Source organism: Hymenobacter sp. ISL-91, from assembly GCF_018613725.1.
Lineage (GTDB): Bacteria > Bacteroidota > Bacteroidia > Cytophagales > Hymenobacteraceae > Hymenobacter.
Genome location: NZ_JAGGPS010000007.1, coordinates 160470 through 187317, shown reverse-complemented (window position 1 = coordinate 187317; position 26848 = coordinate 160470). Strand labels below are relative to the sequence as shown.

18 protein-coding genes are annotated in these 26848 nt (G+C 63.6%); 5 read left to right on the top strand and 13 right to left on the bottom strand.

Features of this window, described 5'->3' with window-relative positions; translation table 11 throughout:
- Window positions 1-25: 25 nt before the first annotated feature.
- Both J7E24_RS03605 and J7E24_RS03600 read right to left on the bottom strand, forming a co-directional pair.
- Window positions 26-295: a hypothetical protein gene (locus tag J7E24_RS03605; RefSeq protein ID WP_092736769.1), complete on the bottom strand. Its 270-nt coding sequence runs from the start codon at window positions 293-295 to the stop codon at window positions 26-28.
- 112 nt (window positions 296-407) lie between these two features.
- Window positions 408-671 (bottom strand): hypothetical protein, encoded by a 264-nt coding sequence (locus tag J7E24_RS03600; RefSeq protein ID WP_215135204.1) that lies wholly within the window; start codon window positions 669-671, stop codon window positions 408-410.
- Between the two features lie 616 nt (window positions 672-1287).
- Here J7E24_RS03600 and J7E24_RS03595 point away from each other — a divergent pair.
- Together J7E24_RS03595 and J7E24_RS03590 are read left to right on the top strand one after the other, a co-directional pair.
- Window positions 1288-6282 (top strand): FG-GAP-like repeat-containing protein, encoded by a 4995-nt coding sequence (locus tag J7E24_RS03595; RefSeq protein WP_215135203.1) that lies wholly within the window; start codon window positions 1288-1290, stop codon window positions 6280-6282.
- 147 nt (window positions 6283-6429) lie between these two features.
- On the top strand, window positions 6430-10662 hold the full coding sequence (locus J7E24_RS03590; RefSeq protein ID WP_215135201.1) for an FG-GAP-like repeat-containing protein: 4233 nt from the start codon (window positions 6430-6432) through the stop codon (window positions 10660-10662).
- Window positions 10663-10913: 251 nt separating this feature from the next.
- Here the strand turns inward: J7E24_RS03590 and J7E24_RS03585 are convergent, their stop codons facing one another.
- Both J7E24_RS03585 and msrB read right to left on the bottom strand, forming a co-directional pair.
- Window positions 10914-13481: an excinuclease ABC subunit UvrA gene (locus J7E24_RS03585; RefSeq protein ID WP_215135199.1), complete on the bottom strand. Its 2568-nt coding sequence runs from the start codon at window positions 13479-13481 to the stop codon at window positions 10914-10916.
- A gap of 139 nt (window positions 13482-13620) precedes the next feature.
- The gene (gene msrB / locus J7E24_RS03580; RefSeq protein WP_215135197.1) at window positions 13621-14097 is read right to left on the bottom strand and encodes a peptide-methionine (R)-S-oxide reductase MsrB; all 477 of its coding nucleotides are present in this window, start codon (window positions 14095-14097) and stop codon (window positions 13621-13623) included.
- Between the two features lie 40 nt (window positions 14098-14137).
- Here msrB and J7E24_RS03575 point away from each other — a divergent pair, with 40 nt between their 5' ends.
- The gene (locus J7E24_RS03575; RefSeq protein ID WP_215135196.1) at window positions 14138-14569 is read left to right on the top strand and encodes a hypothetical protein; all 432 of its coding nucleotides are present in this window, start codon (window positions 14138-14140) and stop codon (window positions 14567-14569) included.
- 143 nt (window positions 14570-14712) lie between these two features.
- On the opposite strand, the gene J7E24_RS03570 is transcribed toward J7E24_RS03575, so the two are convergent.
- Window positions 14713-16308: a protein adenylyltransferase SelO gene (locus J7E24_RS03570; RefSeq protein ID WP_215135194.1), complete on the bottom strand. Its 1596-nt coding sequence runs from the start codon at window positions 16306-16308 to the stop codon at window positions 14713-14715.
- A gap of 377 nt (window positions 16309-16685) precedes the next feature.
- Here J7E24_RS03570 and J7E24_RS03565 point away from each other — a divergent pair, with 377 nt between their 5' ends.
- The gene (locus tag J7E24_RS03565) at window positions 16686-17132 is read left to right on the top strand and encodes a hypothetical protein (RefSeq protein WP_215135192.1); all 447 of its coding nucleotides are present in this window, start codon (window positions 16686-16688) and stop codon (window positions 17130-17132) included.
- Window positions 17133-17141: 9 nt separating this feature from the next.
- On the opposite strand, the gene J7E24_RS17960 is transcribed toward J7E24_RS03565, so the two are convergent.
- Window positions 17142-17309: an FAD-dependent oxidoreductase gene (locus J7E24_RS17960; RefSeq protein ID WP_410779717.1), complete on the bottom strand. Its 168-nt coding sequence runs from the start codon at window positions 17307-17309 to the stop codon at window positions 17142-17144.
- Window positions 17239-18234: a flavin monoamine oxidase family protein gene (locus tag J7E24_RS03560; RefSeq protein WP_215135190.1), complete on the bottom strand. Its 996-nt coding sequence runs from the start codon at window positions 18232-18234 to the stop codon at window positions 17239-17241. The genes J7E24_RS17960 and J7E24_RS03560 overlap by 71 nt, the downstream gene beginning before the upstream one ends.
- 195 nt (window positions 18235-18429) lie before the next feature.
- On the opposite strand from J7E24_RS03560, the gene J7E24_RS03555 reads away from it, so the two are divergent.
- Entirely contained in the window at window positions 18430-19275 is an 846-nt protein-coding gene (locus J7E24_RS03555; RefSeq protein WP_215135188.1) for a universal stress protein, read from the top strand.
- 282 nt (window positions 19276-19557) lie between these two features.
- Here J7E24_RS03555 and J7E24_RS03550 read toward each other — a convergent pair whose 3' ends face one another.
- From J7E24_RS03550 to J7E24_RS03525, 6 genes are all read right to left on the bottom strand, one after another.
- Window positions 19558-19908 carry a DUF3140 domain-containing protein gene (locus J7E24_RS03550; RefSeq protein ID WP_215135186.1) on the bottom strand — a complete coding sequence of 117 codons (351 nt, stop codon included), beginning with the start codon at window positions 19906-19908 and terminating at the stop codon, window positions 19558-19560.
- A gap of 165 nt (window positions 19909-20073) precedes the next feature.
- Entirely contained in the window at window positions 20074-21102 is a 1029-nt protein-coding gene (gene asnA / locus J7E24_RS03545) for an aspartate--ammonia ligase (protein WP_251047002.1), read from the bottom strand.
- 411 nt (window positions 21103-21513) lie between these two features.
- Window positions 21514-22248: a PD-(D/E)XK nuclease-like domain-containing protein gene (locus J7E24_RS17835; RefSeq protein ID WP_215135184.1), complete on the bottom strand. Its 735-nt coding sequence runs from the start codon at window positions 22246-22248 to the stop codon at window positions 21514-21516.
- A gap of 60 nt (window positions 22249-22308) precedes the next feature.
- The gene (locus tag J7E24_RS03535; protein ID WP_215135182.1) at window positions 22309-23298 is read right to left on the bottom strand and encodes an NADP-dependent phosphogluconate dehydrogenase; all 990 of its coding nucleotides are present in this window, start codon (window positions 23296-23298) and stop codon (window positions 22309-22311) included.
- Between the two features lie 185 nt (window positions 23299-23483).
- Complete coding sequence (locus tag J7E24_RS03530) at window positions 23484-24107, bottom strand: cyclase family protein (protein ID WP_215135181.1); 624 nt, start codon at window positions 24105-24107, stop codon at window positions 23484-23486.
- A gap of 60 nt (window positions 24108-24167) precedes the next feature.
- The gene (locus J7E24_RS03525; RefSeq protein WP_215135179.1) at window positions 24168-26834 is read right to left on the bottom strand and encodes an MGH1-like glycoside hydrolase domain-containing protein; all 2667 of its coding nucleotides are present in this window, start codon (window positions 26832-26834) and stop codon (window positions 24168-24170) included.
- Window positions 26835-26848 lie beyond the last annotated feature (14 nt).

Here is a 26848-nt window from a genome sequence, read left to right as displayed (position 1 = left end):
CGTTAGCTCGGGCTGGCCGCCTGGCTTACAAACGTGAGTAATGCTCGTCAATGGCCTTATCCATGGCAGCTTTAAACGACAGCAGCAGCTTGTCGCGCTCCACTTCCGGCAGCTGCTGCAGGGCCCGCTCAAAGGTCATGCGGTACACGTGGGTCATAAAATCGGCCCCGTACATGGTAAAAAAGCCGTCGTGAATTTTATCGAACGCCAGCTTTTCGGCTGATGAGATGGAGAGCGAAAGCGCCAGCCATTCCTTGGCGTTGTTGGCTAAGCTAAGTTGCAGGTCCTGATCCATTAAAGGCAGTTAAAGGCAGCGAGAGGTGAGGGTATAAAAGCGAAAGAAGGCGAAGACCGGCCGTGCTTCAAGTGGCAATACGGGCCGAAGCGGCTTTACTGTTTCCGTGTTTTCAGCCAGATACCTCGGCGGGCCAGTTTACCTGGCGCAGCAGCACGCGCAGCTCGGCTTCGGAAGCCACGCGGCCCTGAAAGCAGTAGAGCAGTTGGCCATTTACGGCCTCAAGCAGCGTCATTTCGCCATCGGCGTAGAGCACCACCGTTTCCTGCCCAACTTCGCTGGGGCGGCTGTAGCGCACCTGCCCGGCCGGCGAGGAGTTGCTGCGGAAGCCAAATTTCGTCAGCAATTCGGCCGGGGGTTGGTAAGAAGAATCCATGGAGAGAAAGCCCAGAAACGGGACGCGGGGCCAGCCGGCCGGGCGCTAAGCCACTACCGCAGTGCGCCCGGGCCGTAACCAGCCACGCCCGAGTCATCAAAGCCCCGGAAGGTCGTCATTTTCCAGCCAACTTCGGCCCCTAAGCTCCTGCATGGCCCGAGCAGACGCCACCGCCGGCCGCCGGCCAACACATAAGCCGAATCAATGCTGGGAGTGTACCATTGATTGGCAGCCTTCAGGGCCGAATCCGACCTCCCATAACGCCCCAACGGCCAACATCTTCTTGCGAACACAACCCCTCATGAACATGGTTGCCAGCTTGAAATCTTCTATTTTTGTCGTTAGCTTCCCCCCGGCTTTAGCTGCCTTACCCCAACGGCCGTTGCTTTCTAATTCGATGGCGAATAGGCATTTGAGGCGCTGAACCAGGGCCACTCGCGCGGTCCTGTTATCCCTCCTCTATTTTCTGTGATTTGTGCAAAAATCTACCCGTCTTTCTCCCTTCTCTCGAAGTGATTCGGCAGCTTCCCCGCGCCTTTTAGCGCTGGCTCTAGGCCTAAGCTTTGGCCACCTTCCTCTCACGGCGCAAACACTTCCGCCCGCGCCGCTGACCGTAATGGAGCTACGGCCGGCCGCCAACACCGCAGCCGCCGACCGCAACACGGCTGTTACCGTCATCCTTTCGGGCAAGCCTGCGCCGGCCTCGGCTTCGCGGCTGGCTGTGTATCCTGCCCGAGGAGGACGCAAAGCGGGCAGCTATGTAGTTACTGACAGCCTGCTCAGGTTTACGCCCGGCAGCGCTTTCCGGCCCGGCGAGCTGGTCTGGGTAACGGTACCGCGCACTATCCAGAGCCTTGGCGGCAGCAGCATCCGGCCCTTCACCTACCCGTTCACAACGGCCGTAGGTGGCATGGGTCGGGGCAACTTTCAGCCGGGCACTGAGCTGAGCCGCCCGGGCCTGGGCGCGGGCCTGGCGTTGGGCGACGTGGATGGCGACGGCGACCTGGACCTGCTGACCAGCAACACCGCCACCAACACGGTGGATATTTTGCTGAACGGCGGCAATGCCAGCGGCTCGACTACCGGCCTCTTCAGCAATGGCAGCAGCGTGCCCGTATCCGGCCGCCCCGGCACCCTGGCGTTGGGCGACGTGGATGCCGACGGCGACCTGGATTTGCTGGCCGCCACCAGCAACGGCACAGTCAGCATCCGCCTCAACGGCGGCGACGCCAGCGGCTCGAACACCGGCGTATTCAGTGGCAACCACAGCGTGGCCATCCGCGGTACTGCCCAGGCCCTGGTGGTGGGCGACGTGGATGGCGACGGCGACCTGGACCTGCTCACGGCCAGCGCCACCGACGGCCAGCTCAGTGTGCGCCTGAACGGGGGCAATGCCAGCGGCTCGAACACCGGCATTTTCAGCGGCACCCAAGCCTTCGCCGTAGCGGCCGAAACTTCGGCCCTGGCGCTGGCTGATATTGATGGCGACGGCGACCTGGATGTGCTGGGCACCAGCGCCAACGGCAACACCATCAACTTCGCGCTCAACGGGGGCGACGCCTCGGGCTCCAATACCGGGCTCTTCTTGGCCGGCCAGTCGGTGCCGGTGGGCCTGCGGCCGGCCGCCCTGGCGTTGGCTGATTTGAACGGCGACGGCACCCCCGATTTGGTAAGCGCCAACGCGGGCAGCGGCACGGTGAGCATCCGCCTGAACGGTGGCAACGGCAACCCGGCCGGCTCGTTTGGCGGCGCGCAGGAAGTGGCCGTCGGGCCCACGCCCGGCGCCGTGCTGCTGGCCGACGTGGACGCCGACGGCGACCTAGACTTGGTGGTAACCGACACCAGCCCCGGCCCTGGCGGCCCCGGCAGCCAGGTAACGGTGCGCCTGAACGGCGGCGACGGCAGCGGCTCGAACACCGGCATCTTCGGCAACGGCTACACCAGCGCGGTGGGCCTGGGCCCGGCAGTGCTGGCCCTGGGCGACATCGACGGCGACCTGGACCTGGACCTGCTCACGGCTAGCCCGGGAACCGGCACGGCCAGCATCCGCCTGAACCTACCGCCCACGCCGCTCATCAGCAGCTTCGCCCCCACCAGCGCGGTGGCGGGCAGCACCGTTACGCTGGTGGGCGACTTTCTGACCGGAGCTACCGTAACGGTGGGAGGCGTGGCGGCAACCGTCCTCAACAACTCGGGTACCCGCCTCACGTTTGTGGTGCCGGCCGGCGCTTCGCCGGGGCCGGTGGTGGTTACCAACGTTTTCGGCAGCTCCAGCAGCACTGCGTTTACCGTTTTATTGCGGGTTACGGCCACCGCACCGGGCCCCAATGCCCTGAATGTGCCCCGCAGCGGCAGTAGCGTGCGCGTGAGCTTTACTGAGCCTCTCCGGGCGGCGCCCGCACCCCCGCTGCCCGTTTTTTCGGCGCAGGCCGGCGGCCGCAAGGCAGGCACAGTTAGCGTGCAGGGCAACACGGCCAGCTTTGCCCCTGCCACCGGCTTTCTGCCCGGCGAAGTGGTGAGCGTAACTGTACCCGCGCAGGTGCTGAGCGCGGGCGGCCTGGGCGCTACGCCCCGGGTACTGCAGTTCACAACGGAAACGGGCGGCACCGGCCAGGCCAACTTCCAGCCCGGGGCCGACCCAATCGTCGGCTCGCCGTCGCCTTACCAGGTGGCGCTGGCCGATGTGGATGCCGACGGCGACCTGGACCTGATTACGGCGTTTTCGCGCGCGGGCTCCGGCGGTTCGCTGAGCGTACTGCGCAACGCGGGCCAAGGCACGTTCAGCGGCCTGCCGGAATTCTTCGAGGTGGGCGGCAACACCCCTGACGTACGGGGCGTGACGGCCGGCGACGTGGACGGCGACGGCGACCTGGACCTGGTGACGGCCAACTTCGGCCGCAGCGACGTGACCACCCTGCTCAATGATGGCACCGGCCGCTTTTTCCCGCAGACGATTGCGCCCGTGGGTGGCTCGCCCTACCGGCTGGCTCTGGCCGATATCGACGGCGACGGCGACCTGGATTTGCTGACGGCCAACTTTGGCCCCAACAATCTGGGCAACACCGTTTCGGTGCGGCTTAATGATGGCCGGGGCACCTTCCGGGGTATCACGGAGCTACCCCTGGGCGCGAGTATTTCCGGGCTGGCCGTAGCCGATGTGGACAACGACGGCGACCTGGACCTGGTGGCCTCGGTGTTCGGGGAAGACCGGGTGGCCATTCGCCTCAACGACGGCACCGGCACGTTCAGCGGAACGGCCAGCGTAGCCGTGGGGCCGGGACCCTACAGCGTAGCGCTGGCCGACGTGAATGCCGACGGATTTGTGGATTTGCTCACGGCCAACCTCGGCGGCCTCGCGGCGGGCACTACCGCCTCCGTGCGCCTCAACGATGGGCGCGGCGCGTTTGGCGGCGGCTCGGAAGTGGGCGTGGGCACAGCCGCCAGCACCGTGCTGGCGGCCGACGTGGATGGCGACGGCGACCTGGATTTGCTGACGGCCAACTACGGCAGCAACACGGTTTCGGTGCGCCTCAACAACGGCCAGGGCCTTTTCGGCGGCGGCTCCGACCCCACCGTGGACACGGGCACCTACACCCGGGCCGGCTCGTTCAGCCTGGCCGTGGGCGACCTGGACGGCGACGGCGACCTGGATCTGGCCGTGGCCAATTCCGGCAACTCAACCAGCAGCACGGTCAGCATCCGCTTCAACCAGCCGGCCCCGCCAGTGGTGCTGGGCTTTACGCCCCCCAGCGGCGGGGCCGGCACCGTTGTAACCATTACCGGGGCCAACTTCACAAAAACTACCGCGGTAGCCTTCAATGGCGTGGTGGCGGCTTTCACGCTGGTATCGGGCACGCAGCTTACGGCCACCGTACCGGCCACGGCCAGCACGGGTCCGATTACGGTGACCAGCCCAGCTGGCAGCGGCCGCAGCCCGCAGAATTTTGAGGTCGTGGGCTCCTTCACGCTCAGTTCGGTGCTGCCCGTGCGCAACCAGCGCAACGCCCCGCTGGCCAGCCCGGTGGTTTTTCAGTTCAACCAATCCATCAGCAGCACCAGCGCGGCAACGGCCCTGAGCGTAGTGAGTGCGCAGGCCGGCGGCTATAAATCCGGGACCCTGACCGTGAGCGGCAACCAACTCTCCTTTGTGCCGACGGTGCCCTTTAGGCCGGGCGAAACCGTTACGGCTAGCCTGACCGCGGCCGTGCAGAGTACCGGCGGGCAGACGATGAGCGCGGGCCACGTGTTTCAGTTTACCGCCGCCGCCGGCGCGGCCTCGGGGCGGTTTCCGGCCCTGACGAAGGTGGCCAGTGTGGGGCTGAATCCCCTGGCCGCCGCCGTGGCCGACCTGAACGGCGACGGGACCCTCGATGTGGTTACGCTCAACACGGGGGGGCGGTCCTTCTCGGTGCGCTTCAACGATGGTAGCGGCCAGTTCAGTGGCACCACCAACTTGTCGGTCGGTTCGGGTATGCTGGCCTTCGCGGTGCTGGACATAGACAAAGATGGCGACCTGGACCTGCTGACGACCGATGGTCGGCTGCTGGTTCTTAAAATCAATTCCGGGACGGGCACTTTCGTGGATGGCGGCTTCCGGCCGATTCAAACCACCATCACCGACCAGATTTATTCGCTGGTCGTCGGCGACGTAAACGCCGATGGCTACCCCGACCTGCTGCTGCCCGATGGCATCAACAGCGCGGTGTGGGTGCTGCTCAACAACCGGGCGGGGGGCTTTACCAACCGCGGCACTTTTGGGGTGGGCAACGGCCAGCAGTATTTTTCGCAGCCTTATCAACTGGCTTTGGCCGATGTGGATGCCGATGGCGACCTGGATTGCATCAGCCTGAATAGCAACCCCAACGGGCTGGTCGTGCGCCTCAACGATGGGACCGGCCAGTTCAGCGGTACCTATCATATGGCGCTCAACGGCGGCGGCAGCCTGGCCGTAGCCGATGTGAACGGGGACAACGTACCCGATGCGCTGGTAGGTGCCAACAACACGGTGCAAACCCTGCTGGGCACCGGCCAGGGCACGTTCACGGTCGGTTCCAGCGTGAGCGTGGGCAACTTTCCGCGCACGATGGCCACGGGCGACGTGGACGGCGACGGCGACCTGGACCTGGTCACCAGCAACTCCGACGGTTACTCGCTTTCCGTGCGCCTCAACGATGGCACCGGCCGGTTCGGCGGCACTGCCAACCTTGCGACGGACCAAAACCCCATCGGTGTGGTTCTGGCCGACCTCGACGGCGACCTGGACCTGGACCTGCTCATGTGCCAGTCGACCGACAGCAATGTGCGCATCAGCCTGAACCCCGGCGTCATCACCACCACCACCACGGCGCCCGATTTCACGGCCGCGGTGCGCCTTTTCCCAAATCCGGCCAGCCAGCGGTTCAGCCTCATGCTGCCGGCCCGGCCCCAGCCGGCTTCGCTCCGTCTCACGCTACGCAACAACCTGGGCCAAGTGGTACGGAGCCAGCAGCTGCAGCTGCCCGCCACCGAAACCACGGCAGAAGTTGATGCGGCCGGCCTGGCGCCTGGCATGTACCTGCTTCAGGGCAGCATCGGCAGCCAGGGATTCAGCCGGCGCGTGGTGCTTCAGTAGGCGGCCCGGCCGAGGTATAGTGCTTTTTTGGCCGTGCGCCATGCCTATCCCAAAGCTCACCCGCTTTCCCTACGACTACCTTGATTTTATCCTGGGTTGCTTACCTCCTTGCTTAGCCCCCTATTCCTCCGCATTTTCCGCTTTTTAATGAAAACAAGTCTACTTGCGCTGCCCTGGTGTTTAGGGCTGAATCTGCTGGCTTTCGGTGGCCACGCACAACCAACTGTACTGTCAGTTTCTCCCGTGGCCAACACGCTTAGTGCGTCCCGGCAAAGCACGGTAAGCGCCACGCTTAGCGAGGTGCTGGATCCTGCAAGCACCGGAGCGCTGCTGGTACACAGTAACCGGCGCGGGGGGCTGCGTAGCGGCTCCAGCGGCACTACTACCGTTAGCGGCAACACCGTGGCCTTTGCCCCCACTTATGCCTGGCAACCCGGCGAAACCGTGCGGGCCACCCTGACAACGGGCCTCCGCAACCCGGCGGGCCAGGCGCTAGGTACGCCGCGGGTGTTCGAGTTTACAACGGCCACGGGCGGTACGGGCCGTAGCAATTTCCTGCCCGCGGCCGCCGCCCCCGATGTGGCCGTAGCCTCTTCGGCCCGCGATGTAATGCTGGGCGACATCGACGGCGACGGCGACCTGGACTTGGTTGCGCCCAGCCCCAACTTCACCGGTCCGGGCACAGTTAGTGTCAGGTTAAACAACGGCAGCGGCGTTTTTGCGCCGCCCGCTACCAACGCCGAAGTGGCAGTGGGCCACTACTGCCTGCGGGCAGCGTTGGCCGACGTAGACGGCGACGGCGACCTGGACCTGCTCACGGCCAACGCCAATTACAACGGTCCGGGCAGCGTCAGCGTCCGCCTCAACGATGGCCACGGCTCTTTCAGCGCGCCGGCTGCCAACGCCGAGGTGGCAGTGGGCACCCACCCCGTGCACCTGGCCCTGGGCGACGTAGACGGCGACGGTGACCTGGACCTGGTAACGGCCAACGAAACCGGCTCGGTGAGCATCCGCCTCAACAACGGCAGCGGGCGCTTTACCCCGCCGGCCCTCAACCCCGACCCCCAGTTAGGCAACACCCTCAAGTTTGTGGCGCTGGGCGACCTGGATGGCGACGGCGACCTGGACATCGTGGCCGCCAACTACGGGGCGCTGCCTTCCCTGGTGAACGTGTTGCTCAATACGGGGCAGCAGACGGCCAATTTTCAGCTGCCCGCCACCAACGGCGCTATCCGGGTGGGACTGAATCCGGTTAGTCTGGCGCTGGGCGATGTGGACGCCGACGGCGACCTGGACCTGGTGGTAGGCACCAACGACGGCGGCCCCGGCCAGCTGAACGTGCGCCTCAACAACGGTAATGCCAGCTTCAGCAACGGCCCCAACGCCTACGTGGGCAACGCCTACAGCCTGCTGCTGGGCGACGTGGACGCGGACGGCGACCTGGACGTGGTGGCATCGGCCGGCTCGCTCAACTCGGTTAACGTGCGCGTTAATATGGGCAACGGTACCTTCGAGGCACCACCAACCACTCCTAATGTAGCCATCGGCGAATTTGTAACGGGGGCGGCCCTGGGCGACGTGGATGGCGACGGTGACCTGGACATCGTCAGCACCAACTCCGGGGGTATGGTCAGCGTCCGGTTCAACCAGCCCACCGATGCGTTGCCGGCGCCCACCATTACCGCCTTCAGCCCCACCAGCGGGCTGGTAGGCACCGAGGTAACCGTGTCGGGCACTACGTTTACCAGCGCCACCACCGTGCTGTTCAATGGCGTGGCGGCAACCCGCGTAACGGTCGTCTCTGCCACGCGGCTTACGGCGACGGTGCCGGCCGGGGCTAGTACCGGCCCCATCACAGTGCGCACACCCAATGGGGAAGCCGTGAGTAGCACTTCGTTTTTCGTGCTGCCCCCGCCCACGCTGCCTACCTTGGTTGTGGCCGGTTTGAACCCGGCCCGCAACCAGCCCAATGCGCCCCGCGCCGGTGGCGTGGCCGTTACATTCTCTTCGCCCATGCAGGATGTTGCCGCCACCCGCCAGGCCCTGCGGGTGAGCAGTGCCCAGCGCGGCGGCTGGCTGACGGGCGCGGCCAGCGTGAGTGGCAGCACGCTCCGTCTGCAGCCCAAATACACGTTCATGCCCGGCGAGAAGCTGTTTGCTACCGTGCTGCGCGGCCCGCGTAGCGTAACCGATACGCTGTTTCGGCGGCCCTACGTGTACCAGTTTCACGCGGCCACTTCGGGCGCGGGCCGCAGCTACCTGCGTCCCGGCTCCGAGGTAGCCGTGGGCTACTACCCCAGTAGCGTGGCGCTGGCCGATGTGGATGGCGACGGCGACCTGGATATGATTACGACCAACCAATATGCCGCCACCGTGAGCGTGCGCCTGAACGGGGGCGACGCCTCCGGCTCCAATACCGGCCGGTTTTCGGGTGGGCAAACTATTGAAACGACCAAAGGACCGCGCCAGGTGCATCCGGCCGACGTGGATGGCGACGGCGACCTGGACCTGGTGCTGGCCTGCGAGGGCTATACCGGCGGCCAGGTGAGCGTGCGCCTGAATGGGGGCGACGCCTCGGGCTCCAATACCGGCCGGTTCTCGGGCGGCAATGATATCCGCGACCTATCCAGCCCCTACAACCTGGCGCTGGGCGACATCGACGGCGACGGCGACCTGGATATGGTAACGGCCGACCGCAGCCTGGGCTACATCCATGTAACCGGCAACGGAGGGGCGGGTCTTTTTGGCGTCAATTACCGGATTCCGGCCGGGCGCGACCCCAGCGGCGTGGCGCTGGGCGACGTGGATGGCGACGGCGACCTGGACCTGGTATTTGCCAGCGGCGGCGACGGCACCGTGCGCATTTGCCTCAACGAGGGCAACGAAAGGGGCGGCTACGGGGGACGCTTCAACCCCCAACCCGCGCAGGAGCTGCTGAACGGCAACACCCCCGCTAACCTGCTGCTGGCCGACATTGACGGCGACGGCCACCTGGACTTGCTGGTGGGCAACGAGCAGGACGGCGTGAGCAAGGTGCTGGTGTACCGCAACACCGGAGCAACTTCGGGCAGCGGCGCGCCCCTGTTTGGGCCGGCTACCGGCGTGGCAGTGGCCGGCACGCCTCGCCGCATTGCCCTGGCCGACCTTGATGCCGATGGCGACCTGGATCTGGCCATCACTTACGGCAGCATCAGCACCTCGGTGAGCGTGCGGCTGAACGGGGGCGATAATTCGGGCTCTAACACCGGCGTTTTTTCGGGCGAAGGCAACTACGAAGTCGGCATCTCACCTCAGGGCCTGGCGCTGGGCGACGTGGATGGCGATGGTGACGTGGATGTGCTGACCGTGGGCCAGAGCAACAGTGCGGTCAGTGTCCGCCTCAACACCGATGGCGGCGGCGTGCTAAGCAGCCCGGCAACGACGGTCTGCGCGGGCTCCAACCAAGGCACGCTTACGCTAAACTACGCCGTAGGCACGGTGCTCGGCTACCAGGCCAACACGGGTTCCGGCTACACCAACCTGCCCGGCACCGAGCTGGCCTTTACGTTTACCAACCTCTCCGCCACCACCACCTTCCGGGCCGTATTGCGCAACCCGGCCAACGAAATCGTGTATTCCGAGCCGGTAACCATTACGGTGCTGCCGCTGCCCGTAGTGGCACTAGCGGCGGCGGGCCCGACTACGGTTTGCGCCGACACTTCGGTTCGGCTTACCACCACCACCGATGCGCCGGGCTACACCTACCAGTTTCTGCGCGACGGGCAGCCGATTGCCAGCGCCACGGCTACCATTTACGCGGCTACCGCCAGTGGTTCCTACACGGTTCGGGTTACCAGCTCCGCCGGCTGCAGCACGGTTTCGGGCGCGGTAGTCGTGCGCGTAAATCCCGTTCCGGTTCGCCCAACGGTATCGGTGAGCTACGCGCCGGGGCCGGTATTAACCAGCAGCGCCCCAACCGGCAACCAATGGTACCTGAACGGAACAGCGCTGCCCGGTGCGACGGCCACTACCCTGGCCACCGACCCCCATGCGGCCCAGGGTAGCTACACGGTCATCACAACCTCGGACCAGGGTTGCGCTTCACAGCCTTCTCTGCCGCTGGTCATCACCACAACCCGTTCCTCATCGGTGCCTACTGCTCTGCAGGTGTATCCTAACCCCACGCCCGATGGCCGCCTAACCGTGTTGCTGCCAAACAAGCGCGGCCAGACCACCCTCCTTAACCTGTATAATCTGACCGGCCAGCTCCTGCTTTCCCGCACCGTACTGCCCACCGATAACCAGGTATTGCTGGATATCGGCACGCTCCCGGCCGGGGCCTACCTGTTGCGGTCAGTTACCCCACAGGGCTCCGAAAGCCGCTTACTTATCAGGAACTGATTTTGGCAGATGTGCTGCCGAAGTGATTTTACGGCCTGAAAAAAGAGCAGAAGCCCAACGAGCGAGTACCCCGAAAATATGCTTTGGAATACTCGCTCGTTGGGCTTCCGCTACTTCATACGGCTTGCTTGAAAAGCGCGTGTATCAGAGCCGCTGAAATACTTCCGGAAGCCGGCCGGCCCGAAAGTCACGCTTGCCCGGCTGACGCTCTACTGGCTCCGGTGAATACTACGCGAAGCGGAAGCAGCAATTTACTGCCTCATGAACCGCCGCAGGTACGGAGCCGTTTTGCTGGCTTCCGACCTGGCTACCGTGGCCGGCGAACCTTCGGCTACCACCTGGCCGCCCTCGTCGCCGGCGCCGGGCCCCATGTCGATTACCCAGTCGGAAGCGGCCACCACGCGCATGTCGTGCTCCACTACTACCACCGTGTTGCCGGCCGAAACCAGCGCCTGCAGCTGCACGAGCAGGCGCTCCACATCGGCGGGGTGCAGACCGGTGGTGGGCTCGTCGAGCACGTAGAGGGTGTGGCCGCGGGCGGGGCGCTGCAGCTCGGTGGCCAGCTTGATGCGCTGGGCCTCGCCCCCGCTTAGCTCGGTGGCCGGCTGGCCCAGGCGCAGGTAGCCCAGGCCCACTTCGCGCAACACCGTCAGGACCCGATGCACGGGCGGCTCGTCGGCGAAAAAGGTGCTGGCCGCATCCACCGTCATGCCCAGCACCTGGGCAATGTTCTGGCCGTTGTACTCAATTTCGAGGGTTTGCTCGTTGTAGCGGGTGCCGTGGCAGACGGGGCAGGGCGCGTACACGCTGGGCAGAAACAGCAGCTCCACCATCACGAAACCCTCACCCTGGCAGTTTGGGCAGCGGCCTTTTTTCACGTTGAAGGAGAACTGCCCGGCATCGTAGCGGCGCCGGCGGGCCTCGGGCGTGGCCGCGAACAGCCGCCGCACGTGGTCGAACAGACCGGTGTAGGTGGCCATGTTCGAGCGCGGCGTGCGGCCGATGGGCTTCTGGTCGACCTGCACCAGCCGGGTGAGCGGGGCCGCGCCGGGCGAGAAGCTGAACGTGAGGGCCGCACCGGTTGCATCGTCCTGATCGTCGCGGTCCAGAGCCAGCCGTTCGTCGTCAGTTTCCGGCTCGTCCTCCATCGGGGTTTTCTCGCGGGCTCCTTTCACTTCCAGCTTCAGCAGCTGGCTCACCAAACTCGATTTGCCCGAACCCGACACGCCCGTGATGGTCGTGAGCACGCCCAGCAGGAAGCGCACCGAAAGGTCGTGCAGGTTGTGGCGGGTAATGCCCGAAAGGGCCAGCCAACCGGCTGGCTCGCGGGTTTCGGCTGGGGCGGCTGGTTTATCCTCTTCTTCCGGAAACAGAAACCGGCGCGTGTGGGAGGCCGCTACCTGCCTCAGTCCCTCGGGCGGGCCGCTGTACAGAATCTGGCCGCCCTGCTCGCCCGCCTGCGGCCCCACGTCCACGAGCCAGTCGGCGCGGCGCACCACGTCGAGGTTGTGCTCGACTACGAACAGCGAGTTGCCGACGCGGCGCAGGCTGGCCAGGGCCGTGAGCAGGGCCTCCGTATCGGCCGGGTGCAGGCCCGCCGAGGGCTCATCGAGCACGTACACCACCCCAAACAGGTTGGAATAGAGCTGAGTGGCCAGCCGCAGCCGCTGCAGCTCGCCGGGCGAAAGGCTGGGCGTACTTCGTTCCAGGGAGAGGTAGCCCAGACCCAAATCGAGCAGCACCGCCAGCCGGGCCCGCAGGTCTTCGGCAATGCGGCGGGCGGCCTCCACCTGAGCCGGGTCGTGGGCGGCGTGTTGGGCATGGCCGGTTTCGGTGCCGGCCTCGTAGGGCTGCAGCAGGGCCGCTACCTGCTTGAGCGGCAGGGCCGAGAAGTCGGCAATATCGAGGCCCGCAAACGTCACGCTCAGCGACTCGCGGCGCAGGCGCTTGCCGTGGCAGGTAGGGCACGCGGTGCTCAGCATGTACTGTTGCACCCGCTTTTTCATCTGGGCGCTTTGGGTGTTGGCGAAGGTATAGAGCACGTGCCGCCGGGCGCTGCTGAAGGTGCCCATGTAATTGGGTTCCTGCTTCCGCTTAACAGCCCGCTGGGTTTGCTCGGGCGAGTAGCCGGGGTACACCGGCACCACCGGCTGCTCGTCGGTGAACAGTATCCAGTCGCGCTGCTGCTGGGGCAAATCCTGCCAGGGCGTGTCCACGTCGTAGCCCAGCGTCACGAGGATGTCGCGCTGGTTCTGGCCGCCCCAGGCCTGGGGCCAGGCGGCAATGGCCCGCTCGCGAATGGTGAGCGTGGGGTCGGGCACCATGCTCTGCTCGGTTACCTCATACACGCGGCCCAGCCCGTGGCAAGTGGGGCAGGCGCCCTCGGGCGTGTTGGCCGAAAACGCTTCGGCATAGATGATACTTTGCCCCTTGGGGTAGTCGCCGGCCCGCGAATACAGCATGCGCACGAGGTTGGAGAGCGTGGTAACCGAGCCCACCGATGAGCGGGTAGTGGGCGTGCCGCGCTGCTGCTGCAGGGCTACAGCTGGCGGCAAACCTTCAATAGAATCCACCTCAGGCACCGCCATCTGATGAAACAGCCGCCGCGCATACGGCGAAACCGACTCCAGATAGCGGCGCTGAGCCTCGGCGTACAGGGTGCCGAACGCCAGGCTGCTTTTGCCCGAGCCCGACACGCCGGTAAACACCACCAGCGCGTCGCGGGGTACATCCACGTCTACGTTTTTCAGGTTGTGCTCCCGCGCCCCGCGCACTTGCACGAAGCCAATAGTTGGCTGTTCAGCTTTCAATTCCGGCATACATTCAGCGTAAAGTAGAACCCGGCAATACGCAGAATTCACCCCTTTTGCCGAATAAGCCAGGCTTTACTCCAGCAAAACAGCTCTGCGTTTCCTCTGCGCAACCCTCCGCGGACCTCTGCGGGGAAGCCGTCCGCCCCTATTCGTCTACCAGCACCAAACTGGCCGAGTTGATGCAGAACCGCAGCCCGGCCGGCGCGGGCCCATCGGCCGAAACGTGGCCCAGGTGGCCGGCGCACATGTTGCAGCGCACTTCCACGCGGTGCATGTGGTGGCTGTCATCAAACTGAAACCGCAAGGCGTGGCGGCTGGCCGGCTGGGTGAAGCTGGGCCAGCCGGAAATGGCGTGGTACTTGGTGGCCGAATCGAACAGCAGCTGCCCGCAGCCGGCACAGCAGTAGCGGCCCGGCGCGTAGGAGCGGCAGAATTCGTTGCGGTAAGCCGGCTCGGTTTCGGCTCCGCGCAACACCCGAAACTGCCGCGCCGTGAGCCGGGCGGCCCACTCGGTTTCCGGTAGCTCCAGGCGGTGCGGGGGTTCGGGGTTGCCGTAGCGGGCGTATGTCAGCACGTCGCGCCAGCGCAGCAGCGGCCTAGGGCCAAGCGCTTCAATTTCCATACATTTAGCTCTGAAGATTTCCTACAAAGCACTCCCAGATATGGAAGTCCTCTACGACTCACCGCCACTTGCTATTTCCTACGATCCGGCTCACGAATGGCTCTACGTGGAGTGGCGCGGGAGCCATACGGCAGCCAGCGCCCTTAGCGGGGGCGAGCAGGTACTAGCCTGCCTGCGCCAGAAGCCCTGCCACAAAATGCTCAACGACAACACACTGGTAACGAATGATTGGGAGCCAGCTGCCCGCTGGGTAGGGAACGACTTTTACCCAGAGTTAGCCGACCTGCAGATGCGCTACGTGGCCTGGGTGTGCGCCACCAACTGGTCGGCGCGCAAGAGCATGGAAACGGCCATGCTCTTCATTACCACGCCCACCGTGGTGCTGAAGCTGTTTAGGAAGTCTGAGAATTCAAGGTTGGACGTCATGCTGAGCTTGTCGAAGCATCTCTACCGCTTCATTGAACGAACCTGACGAAGCGGTAGAGATGCTTCGACAAGCTCAGCATGACCGCCTGACGACTTCCTAAACAGCTTCGCTGTTTGATGATGTGGCCACGGCCTACAGCTGGCTCGTGCGCCAGGGCCGCTACTAACCGACACCACACCGGGCAGCGGCTACGAGCTGCACGAAAGCGTGGCGCTTCCGGGCTTGGTAGCGGCCCACGCGGGGCGGCGGGCTGCCAGGGTCTCGTGCTCAGGCTGCTCGTCAAAAGGCCGTTTCAGCACTTCGTGCAGGGTGTGCAGCGGGGCCAGGTTGCCCGCCTCGGCGGCTTCGATGGCCTGCTGGGCCAGGTAGTTACGCAGCACGTACTTGGGGTTCACGGCCAGCATGCCGGCCCGAATGGCTTCGGGTGTGCCTGGCTCCTGCCGCAGCCGGGCAGCATACTCCTCCAGCCAGGCCCGCAACGGCGCGGCTCCGGCAGCCTCGGGTGCGGCGTACGAAACGGCGCTCAGCAACTCCGTTGCCAGTCCCTCCGCCGATTCGTCGGCCAGTAGCCGGGGCACGAGGTGGGACAGGTGGCGGTAGAAGAGCGTCATATCCACCTGCGCTCCTTCCATGGCCGGCAGCAGGCTCCCAACCAGCAGCTTGTCGGCAGCCTCATCGGTGGAAGCCGTGAGGCCGAGCTTGGCCAGCAGGCGCACGTGGTGGCTGCGGTTGAAGGTGGCCACGTACTGGTTGAGGGCCGGGCGCAGCAGCTCAGGGTCGGGTACCAGGGGCGTGAGGGCCTGGGCCAATTGTGTGAGGTTCCAGAGGCATACCTGCGGCTGCTGCCCGAAGGCGTAGCGGTAGTTGGTGAAGTCGGTGGTGTTGGGCGTCCAGCCGGGCTCGTAGGGTTCCAGCCAGCCGTAGGGGCCGTAGTCGATGGTCAGGCCCAGGATGCTCATGTTGTCGGTGTTGAGCACGCCGTGCACGAAGCCCACCGTTTGCCAGTGCGCCACCATCTCGGCCGTGCGGCGCGCTATTTCAGTCAGCCAGGCCACATACACCTCTGGCGAATCGGGGGCGCCCAACTCGGGGAAGTGCTGGCGGATTACGTAATCGGCCAGCGCCCGCAGGTTGTCGGTTTCCTGGTGGGCCAGCAATATCTGGAAGTTGCCGAAGCGCACGAACGAGGGCGCCACCCGGGCCACGATGGCGCCCGGCTCGGGCCGGGCGTTGCCGTCGTAAAACATGTCGCGCAGCACCTCATCACCGGTGCTCACCAAACTCAGGGCCCGGGTGGTGGGCACGCCCAGGTGGTGCATGGCCTCGGAACACAGAAACTCGCGCACCGAGGAGCGCAGCACGGCCCGGCCATCGGCCCGGCGCGAGTACGGTGTAGGCCCGGCCCCTTTCAGCTGCACTTCCCAGCGTCGTCCGTCCTGGCCCGGCAGCTCGCCCAACGAAATGGCCCGCCCGTCGCCGAGCTGGCCGGCCCAGTTGCCAAACTGGTGGCCGCCGTAGCGGGCAGCGTAGGGCCGCATTGAGTCGGCCACGCGGTTGCCGGCCAGCAGCTCTACAGCCGCACCCTGCTCCGGCGGCCGCTCCAGGCCCAGCTCCGCCCCCATCTCTGCCGACCACTGCAGCAGCTGCGGGTTGGCCACGGGCGTAGGCGCTACGGGCGAATAGTGGTAGCCCGGCACTTGGCGCGGCACGTTCTCGCGCGAAGGGTCGCCGGCCAGCTCATCGACGAAGGAATTGGTAAACGTGGCAGTTTCAAGTGGTTTCATGGGGCGTAGTTGAGGGTAAACGAACGAAGGCCGATGCTGAGCGAAGTCGCATCGTCTCTGCTGCAATGCTAATCTATGAAACGTAACCCGGCTGCATTTGGCAGCTGGTGCCGCTTCTAGTAAGCCTGCTTCCCCCAGGCAGCAATAGGAGGCAACGGTGAGAAGAGCAAGTATCTTATTATACCTATATTACTTCCGCTTACGGGGTAAGCAGCGCATACTACGAGCACTCACCGGCAGAACGCATGAATGAAAATAGCTTTTCCAAGGTTCCCCTGGCTGGCACAGTCCTCATAACAGTAGCTGTCTGGGCGCTGCTGGCCTGGAGCCATTACCACGGCGGCGTGCCAAGCCATCATTTCCTGGCCCGGGCAGATATGCCCGAAATATCAAACTGGTGGGGCGGGCTGTTGCTGCCGCTGCTTGCCGGGTTGCTGCTCTTCCGCATCCGGAAGCAAGCCCTTAGCCAGACTGACTCGCATTCAACACCCACTCAGGCGTTGCTGCGTGCCCTGTACGGGTTTGTGGGGGCTTTGCTGTTTGGGGTCCTGATAGCCGTTTTGTTTACGGCCGGCAAATCGGATATGGCGGGTAATTTGCTGCTTGGTCTGTTTGCATTTGCCTTTTTTGTCCCGATTTACCGGCCGGAGTGCCTGCTGGGCTTTGTGCTGGGCATGACCTATACCTTCGGGGCCGTGCTGCCCATGCTAATTGGCACCGGATTGGGGCTGGTTGGCCTGGTGCTGCACGCCTACCTCCGGCGGGGCCTGCTGTATGCTGGGGCCAAGGTGCTGCCAACCAACAAACCCGGAGTCAACGGCTGATAACTATTGTCAGGCATTTGATCCGGTGCCAGCCAGCACCTGCCCGGCGTCCCTGGTGCCAGCTTCCACGGCCCCATTGAGGCGGCCCCACTCGCCGGTGGCAGTTTCAGCCCCTGCCCAGACGAGACGGCCCTGCCAGAGCGGTGTACGCAGCTCGGGTGGGCCCTGCAGCGGCACGGATAGCGGCGGGGCTTCCGACGGGCGTGCTGGTAAATGGTTCTTGGGCCCAGTCGAGTTCCTGGTAAGCCAGCGGGCGGGCAGCATCCGGCCCGAACACCCGCACCAGCTGGTCCACTACGGCTGCCTCACGGATGGCAAGCGGAGCACTACGCAGCGGATGAGGCGCAGCGAAAAACCCAAACAGCACGCCCAGCCGGCCTTCGGGCGGGCTGGCATCGTGGATTTCTGTGAGAGGCCCCTGCTGGCTCACGGCAAAACCCGACCAACCCTGGTCGCGCCAGAACGGCGTTTCGTAGGTCACCAGGCTTTTCATGGAGTGGCTCATCCAGGTAGGCAGTTGCTGCTGGGCGGCCTGCACGGCGGCGGGCAGCATGGGCTCAAAAGCCAGGTTGTGGGCAGCCAGGCGCGGCGGCAGCGCCACCACCACTGCATCGGCCTGGTAGGTGCGTGGCTGCCCGTTTTTCTCTGTTGTTACCTCTATCCCATCGGGCAGCTGCCGCAGGGCGGTGGCGCGGGTGCCCAGCTGCACGGTGCCACTGGGAAGCGCCGCAGCCAGGCGCTGGGCCAGCGCCGCCGCACCGCCCGCAAACCGCAGGTAGCCCGCCGAGCCCGATGGGTTGGGCAGCCGGTGTACTACGCCGCCCGTTTCGTAGGCGGTAGCTCCGGCGCTGAACTGCTCGAATAGCGCGAGTTGTACCTCCTGTGCCAGCGCCAATAATTGCGGCTGATGGCTCCAGCCCCAGGTGGCGCCCAGGTCGGCGGGGGCGGCACCGGCGAGGGCGGGCACGGCATGGGTACGGCCGCCCACCCGGTGGCGAGCCTCCAGCACCCGCACGGTGCGGCCGGCTGCCACCAGCCGCCGGGCCGCCACCAAGCCCGAAAGTCCGGCCCCCAATATAATAACCGAAGAAGAATCTGTCATAGGCTCCTTAACAGCTATGGGGCTGCAAAGTAACAGGCCAATACACTCAATCGGCCGTTTCAGGTGGATGTCAGCCCAATACCAGCGGAGTTTGCGAGGCGTTGGCAGTTGCAAATAAATTCCTTTATCTATATATTAATACACTGTCCTGCTGCTGGTTCTCGGCAGATTTCTCCCACCTTTCGCCACCGTACCATGAAAAACATTCTGGTTCCCACCGATTTCTCCCCCGAATCCCGGTATGCCTTTGAGGCGGCGCTGCAGCTGGCACAGCGCAGTGGGGGGCATCTGCTGTTGCTGCACTGCTTCGTCCCTCCTATCGACTCTAATATTTCCACCACCGGCGGGCTGGTGGGCAGTCATGGCCTCAACGATGTGTACGTACTCAAAAGCCTGCAGGCCGTTAAGCGCCGCATGCACGAGCTGATGGACCAAGCCCGGGAGCTGGCGCCCGGCGTACCGGTGCACGAGCTGGTGCTCACGGAGGAGCCCGAAACAGCCATTCCGGAAATTGTTCGCGAGCGAAACATTGACCTGGTGGTGCTGGGAGCACACGAAAACACTTCCTGGACCCGCTTTTTCCTCAGTTCGCATACCGAGCAGATCATGCGCGAAGCACCCTGCCCGGTGCTCACCGTGAAGCATCCGGTCAATAACTTCGATGTACGCCACCTGGTATTTGCCTCCGACTTCTCGGCCGAGGCCAACCAGGTAGTACCGACATTGCAGCAGCTACTAGGCCTTTTTCCGGATGCCATGCTACACCTGCTCGATGTGGTACCCAGCGCCGGCCACCATGCCAGGGCCCTGGAGGCCATCCACGCATTTGCCAGGCGCCACCAGTTCAGCCACTACGAACCCGACGTGTTCGATGCCCCCCGCGTCAGCACCGGCATCCCACGCTTCGCCGAGCAGGCCCATGCCGACCTCGTAGTAATGCTCACGCACGGCCGTTCCGTCCTCAGCCACCTGCTGCAGGGCAGCATCTCCGAATCGGTAGCCCTGCATGCGGCTCCACCGGTACTTACAGTACACGTGTAGCACGTATAGCCGCAGGCTGCTTTGCGGCCTTATGGAGCATGGTAGTTTGTGTTTATCAGCACGGTGTAGGGGCGGGGCTTGTCCCCGCCCGCCGTCCGCGCCGCTGCAACGGTTTTGTTCAACAGGAATCGTTCACCGGCGGGCGGGGACAAGCTTCGCCCCTACACCTTTTATGCTTATCCGTTCTGGTGGCATCGTTTTGCACAGAATATTCGGACGGTGCAGGGCTTGTCCCCGCCCCTACAGCGTGCTGGCAGGCGTATAGCGCGCAGCTTGGGGTTGCTACTTTTTCAGTGGATCGTGGCCCCAGTTCATGAGGGAGTAGCGCCAGGGCGAGGTGTCGGTTGTGCTTTTGTCATCGGGGCCGCCCTGGGCCAGGTGGCGGCTGATGTAACTATGCACCTTGTGCATGTGGTCGTGGTCGGCGGCGGTGAGGTCGGCTTTTTTCTTCTGCAGAATCTGCACGATTTTCTCGCCCGAGTGGTGGCCAATGCTGCTACCGTCGCCGCTGTCCTGGCCCACCGACTTTGAGTCGTCGGTTTTCAGCCACTTCTCCAGCTCCGTCGCCGTCATGTTCACGTCGTTTTTGAATTCGGTGTAGATAGTATCGGAATCGTGGTCGTTGGCAGCCATAAGCAGGTAGTTTTAAATGAGGAAGTATGGACCGCAGTTAGCCCGTTTCTTCAACGCAGTGCCTGTGGTACCGGTTACGCCCGACCCCACGCAAAAGGGTGGAGAAGCATCAGGCGTCGGCCCTGCTTCTCCACCCTTCCGCGCATTCAGCTTTTGCGCAGCAGCTTACAGCAACGTAACCCCTGCGTCGGCCATTTCGCGGCGCACTTCCTCGGGCCAGATGCTCACCTGCACCTCGCCAATGTGGCCTTTGCGGAGCATGAACATGCACACCCGGCTCTGGCCAATGCCGCCCCCAATGCTTTCGGGCAGTTCGCCCCGCAGCAGTCGGCCATGGAAATCCAGCTCCTGACGCTGCTCGCAGCCGCGCACGGTCAGCTGCCGCATCAGCGCCAGGCTATCCACCCGAATGCCCATCGACGACAGCTCCAGGGCCGTTTGCAGCACCGGGTGCCACACCAGCAGGTCGCCGTTGAGGCCACGGTAGCCGGGGGCAGTTTCGGTGCTCCAGTCGTCGTAATCGGGGGCGCGGCCGTCGTGGGCCTCCCCGTTGCCGAGCGCGCCCCCAATGCCCATCAGAAACACAGCCCCGTACTGCCGGGCGGCCTCATGCTCGCGCTCTTTAGGGGTAAGCTCGGGGTACTGGCGCAGCAAATCTTCGGCGTGCAGAAACGTGATGCGGCCGGGTAGCACTGGCAGAATATCGGGGTATCGGGCAGCCACTTCGGCCTCGGTAGCCCGCAGGGCCTCGTAAATCTGCTCGACAGTAGCGCGCAGGAACTCCGGTGTCCGCTGCTCGGCGGTGATGCACTGCTCCCAATCCCACTGGTCAACATAGATGGAGTGAATGGGCGAGTAATCCTCGTCGGGGCGCAGGGCGCGCATGTCGGTGAGCAGGCCACGGCCGGCCGTTATGCCCAGCTCGCGCAGCCGCAGCCGCTTCCACTTGGCCAGCGAATGCACCACTACGGCCCGGCGCTCGGCCAGGGCCTTTACCGGGAAAGCAACCGGCCGCTCTATCCCGTTCAGGTCGTCGTTGATGCCGGTACCATCGAGCACGACAATGGGGGCCGAAACACAGCTCAGGCGCAGGCGGCGGGCCAGCTCGCGGGCAAATACGCTTTTTACCAGGCTAATTGCCTCTTCGGTTTCGAGCAGGTCGGTGGTGGTCATTTCGGCGGTAATGGTGGTCATCATGGCGCTGTCTTTTAAAGAGTTTTGAGAGAGTTTTTATTTTCAAAAAGGCACACAGGTTTCCCTGCTCCGGCCGGAGCATTTTTTCGATTTTTATTCTACCAAATTCATTTAAGCTCCGACGCAGCAATCAGCCGTTGCAGGGCTATTTCTGCTTCAAAGGCACAAAAAAAAGCCTTCCGGAGAGGAAGGCTTGAGAAAAAAATCAATTACTGATTTTTAGTTTTCCCAGGGAGCAATAGCCTTCCAGTCCCGAATAAGATTATTATTCGAGTTATTATTCTGGCGGATATTGCGAAAGTGGCGCATTGGAATACCCCGTTTATTCAGGGGTTATACAAGTATAGCAAGACGCTATATTATTTGCAAGTTTTTATCCACATATTTTTGTTTATCCTGCTGTGTGGCCTGCTACGCGGGTTCGTCATCCGGCTCGCCGTTTAGCGCGTGGCGCACAGTACGCACGGCGGGCAGCACCGACAGCGGCACGGGCGCTTCGGGGTGTAGCAGGTGCAACAGCCGCAAGTACTTGGCCCGGCCTTCCGAACGCATCAGCGGCGGCACGGCATATACAAACACTTTAAAGGGTTCCGTTTTCTGAACGCCTATCAGCAAAAACCGCTCAGCCTGCAGCGCATCCGCATAAAAGGCCGCCTGCCGGTCGTAGTCGTAGTAGGTGCACTGCTCCACGAAGTGGTTGTAGTCGCGGGCCATGGTGGTTTTGAAATCCACAACCGTATAGGGGTAGCCAGGGTGGTCGATGACCAGATCGGCGCGCAGCTTGCAGAGCGTACCCGTAACCGGCTCGGTGAAGATGCAGCTAGGCTCGGGCGTGCCTACCTCAAGCAGCACCTTTACCTCGGGGTCGAGCTGCACGCCTTCCACCATCCACCAGATGAGCGTATCGTTGATGCCGGGCTGGCCGGCCTCGTAGAGGTCGGGTTCGAGCAGAGCCGTATGGAAGGCCGTGCCCAGGCCCAGCGCTCCGCCCACGCTGCTATGGGGTCGCGGCGGGCGGCCATTGAGGGCGTCGCGCAGGCGCGAAAGGTCGGAGTTGGCAATGGCCGGCAGGACGCGGTAGTCATCGTAGGGGATGCGCAGCAGATCGGGGCGGGCGGGCAGTGGCGTAGCGGTTGAGTCAGTCACGGAAGAAGAACAGCAGAACGGAAAGGATAGTTGGGCCTGGCCGGAATAAGGAGGTCTGGCTCACTCCTTTTGCTGCGGCTGCCCTCCTTTTGCAAATTTCGGCATTTCGTACTCGCCCACGCGGCCAAAGCGCCGTTCATGCTTCAGTCCTTCGTCTTCGCCATAAGGGTGGCCGCCAAAGCCGTGGCGCATCATGGCAATGGCCTTGGCCCAGGTGGGGTTTTGGTCGCGGGAGGTGAAGAGCTGCATAATGGATTGCGAAATAACCGGAATGGGCACTTCCATGCGCAGCGCATCGGCTACCAGCCAGTTCACTTCGCCGGTGTCTTCAATGTAGCTGGGTACATCGAAGCTGCCGCCTTCCTGGTCGTACATCTGTTTCATGAGCTGCACGAGCCACGAGCGCACCACCGAGCCGTTGTTCCAGAGGCCCAGAATGGCGCTGATATCGAGCTGGTCGCGGAAGTGCGTGAGCATGCCCATGCCTTCGCCGATAGCCTGCAGCATGCCGAACTCGATTCCATTGTGCACCAGCTTCACGTAGTGGCCCGTGCCAGTTGGGCCAGTGTGCAGAAAGCCCTCGGGCACCGCAGTATCCACAAAAAAGTCTTTCAGCTGGCTTACGGCTGCTTCTTCGCCACTCACCATGTAGCAGGCACCATTGCGGGCACCGGTTGGGCCGCCGCTGGTGCCGCAGTCGATAAAGTAAATACCCTTATGCCGGAGCCGGTCGGCCCGGCGGATGGAGTCGCCCCAATAGGAGTTGCCGCCGTCCACGATAATGTCGCCTTCCTCAACATACGGCTCCAGCTGGTCGAGCAGGCCATCGACAGCCGCGCCGGCCGGAATGTAGAGGAATACCTTGCGCGGGCGCTCCAGTTGCTGCGCCAGCTCGGCCACGGTGCCTACCACGCGCAGGTTTTCAGTTTCGAGGTCGGGCCGGGGCCGGATGTCCATGCCCACTACGGGGTAGCCCTTCTCAACGGCCTGCAGGGCCAGGCCCGCCCCCATCTTCCCTAAGCCGATAATTCCTATTTGCGTCTTTTTCATGCGGTGAATGCGTGAGTTGGTGAATGAGCTGTCATTGCGAGGAGGCACGACGAAGCAATCCATGGGGACAATGCCCAAAGCCCTGATAAGCGAAAAGCCCTGCGGTTGGAGTTTATTTCTTTCCGAGGCTTCGTGTTTTGTACGAGCGGATTGCTTCGTCTTACCTCCTCGCAATGACAGTTTGTCTACCCTGCCTCGACCCAACGGGCCAGTACGCGGGCGGGCGCCCCATCGGTGCCTTTTATTTTCAGCGGCAGGCACAGCAGCTCGTACTCGCCGGGCTGCGCGTGCTGCAACGCCAGCCCCTCAATGACGCTGATGCCCGAGCCCAACAGAATATGATGGGTATCGGCGTTGCCGACCGAGAGGTAATCGACGCCCACGCACACTACGCCTTTCTCGCGCAGCCAGGTGGCGGCTTCGGCTCCCAGGCGCACAAAGTCGGGGTCGAAGGGCTCTGTTGACCAGTTGCGGGCTGAGTTGCGGGTTTTGAACAGCACCCGTGCGCCTTTCTCCAGCGTTAGGTGCTCCACGTCGGCCAGGGCAATAACCTTTTCCGAATCGACGGCTACCACTAGCGCCGGTCCCATCAGGTGGCTTAAATCGAGGCTGGCTGCGTCGGAGCCGTCGGCCAGGAAGTGCAGCGGCGCATCAACGTGCGTGCCCGTATGCACGCTCATGCTAATTTCCGACACGTTGGCCGCCGCGCCATCGGCCATGCTCAGGGTGCGCCGGATGCGCACCGGCGCATTATCGGGCCAGTAGGCCATGCCGTCGGTGATGGGAGTTGTAAAATCAAGCCATTCCATAGTTCAGGGATTTAGAATCGGGGACAAACCGTGTTGAGGACGCTACGCAGACGCCCGGCCTCATTTCGGCATCCCCGGCATCTCATCGGTGTGGGGCTGAATGAGCTTGGCCACGAGGCCAGTCCAGCCGGTTTGGTGAGTGGCGCCGAGGCCCTCGCCGGTGTCGCCATTGAAGTACTCGTGAAAAAGCAGGTGGTCGCGGAAATGGGGGTCGGTCTGCAACTGCTGGTTGGCCCCGAAACAGGCCCGCTGGCCATTTCCATCGCGCAGAAATAAGCTAATGAGCCTCTCGGATAGCGCCTGTGAGATTTCGAGAATCGTGCAGTATGTGCCCGAGCCCGTGGGGTATTCCACCTTGAACTCGGGGCCATAATAGTGGTAAAACCGCTGCAACGACTCGATAATCATGAAGTTGGTGGGCATCCAGACGGGGCCGCGCCAGTTGCTGTTGCCCCCGAACAGCGACGTGGTAGACTCAGCCGGCTCGTACGTAACCTTCGCGTTTACGTCCCCTTCATGATCGAACACATATGGGTGCTGCAGGTGGTAGCGTGAGAGGCTGCGCACGCCGTGCTCAGACAGGAACTCGGCCTCGTCGAGCATGCGGCGCAGCAGCAGTTTCATGCGGTGGCCGCGCAACAGGCTCAGCAGGTGGCTCTGGCCTTTGCCTGGCTCCTGCCAGCGGCTTACCAAAGCGGCCAGCTCGGGGCGGTTGTCCAGAAACCAGTTCAGCCGGCTTACAAACCAAGGCACATCCTGTAGGGTAGCCGTATCGAGCACCTCCACGGCAAACAACGGAATGAGGCCCACCATAGAGCGCACCCGCAACGGAAAGCGGCCACTGTCGGGCGTATTCAGCACGTCGTAGTAGAACCCGTCCTCGTCGTCCCACATGTCGATACTTTCATCCGACACGCGGGTCATGGCCTGGGCGATGTACAGGAAATGCTCGAAAAACTTGCTGGCCAGATCCTGATACACGGGGTTGGTGCGGGCCAACTCCAGGGCAATGCGCATCATGTTGAGGGCAAACATGGCCATCCAGGCCGTGCCGTCGGCCTGCTCGATGTAGCCACCGGTGGGCAGCGGGGCCGAGCGGTCGAATACGCCAATGTTGTCGAGGCCCAGAAAGCCCCCTTCGAATACGTTGCGGTTGTCGCGGTCTTTGCGGTTCACCCACCAGGTAAAGTTGAGCAGCAGCCGATGGAAGACGCTTTCCAGAAACACCGTGTCGCCGGTGCCGCCGCGCTGTTTCTGGTCGATTTTGTACACCCGCCAGGTGGCGTAGGCGTGCACCGGCGGGTTTACATCACTAAACTTCCACTCGTAGGCCGGCAGCTGGCCATTAGGAGCCATGTACCAGTCGCGGCACAGTAGCCGGAGCTGATTTTTGGCAAAGTCAGCATCAACCATGGCCAGCGGCAGGCAATGAAAAGCCAAGTCCCAGGCCGCATACCACGGATACTCCCACTTGTCGGGCATTGAGATGATGTCGGCGTTGTTGAGCTGCTTCCAGTTGTGGTTGCGTCCGTGCAGGCGGCTGGCGGGCGGCTCGGGCAAGGCAGGGTCGCCGCGCAGCCACTGGGCCACATCGTAGTAGTAGTACTGCTTGCTCCAGAGCATGCCGGCCAGCGCCTGGCGCTGCACGTTGCGGGCGTCGGCACTCTCCACCCCCTTCTGCAGCTCGTGGTAATAGGCATCGGCCTCCTGCTGGCGCTGCTCCAGCAAGGGGGCAAAATCGGCGAAGGGCTGCGCGAGGCCGGGGGCCGCCAGCCGCAGCCGCACGGTGCGGCTTTCGCCGGCCGGTACCTCCAGCAGGTAATGCGCGGCGGCCTTGGTGCCCCGGCGGGCCGGATTTACGGCCTGCTCCTGGCCGTGAAGCAGGTAGTCATTGATGCCATCTTTGCAGTAGGCCGACGGGTTTTCCGAGTTGAAAAGGCGTTGGGCGTTGGTTTCGTTGTCGCAGAACAGCAGTTCGGGCATCTGCTTACCAGCCGGCTCGCAGTACAGCTCCAGGCCGGGCAGGCTGGTGTGGTCGACGGCTATAGAAGCATCCGATTCGGATGCCCGCAACTCGGGCCGGTACTGGTTGTAGCCCCAGGCCCAGGTGTTGCGCAGCCACAGCTGGGGCAACACATGCAGCGGGGCGGGCTGGTCGCCGCGGTTGTGCACTGTTATCTGCAGCAGCAGGTCGTCGGGGCCGGCTTTGGCATATTCAATCACAATATCGAAGTAGCGGTTCTGCTTGAAAACGAGCGTATCAATCAGATCGAATTCGGGCTTGTCGCGGCCGCGCCGGGCGTTTTCGGTTACCAGCCAGTCGTACGGAAAAGCGTGCTGCGGATACTTGTAGAGCATCCGCATGTAGGAATGAGTAGGCGTGCTGTCGAGGTAGTAGTACAGCTCCTTTACGTCTTCGCCGTGGTTACCTTCGGGGCCGGCCAGCCCAAACAGCCGCTCCTTCAGAATAGCATCCTGCCCGTTCCAGAAGGCCGGTGCCAAGCACAGTAGCTGCTCGTCGTCGCAGATGCCGCCAATGCCCTCTTCGCCCCAGCGGTAGGCGTACGAGCGGGCCATGTCGTGGGTAGTGTAGGTCCAGGGCTGGCCATCGGCCGAGTAGTCTTCGCGCACGGTACCCCATTGCCTGTCCGATACGTACGGGCCGAAGCGGTGCCACTTGGCCTTACCATCGCGCAGTTCCTGCTGCCGCTGCTGCTCCTGGTTCATGCGTTGGGGGTTCT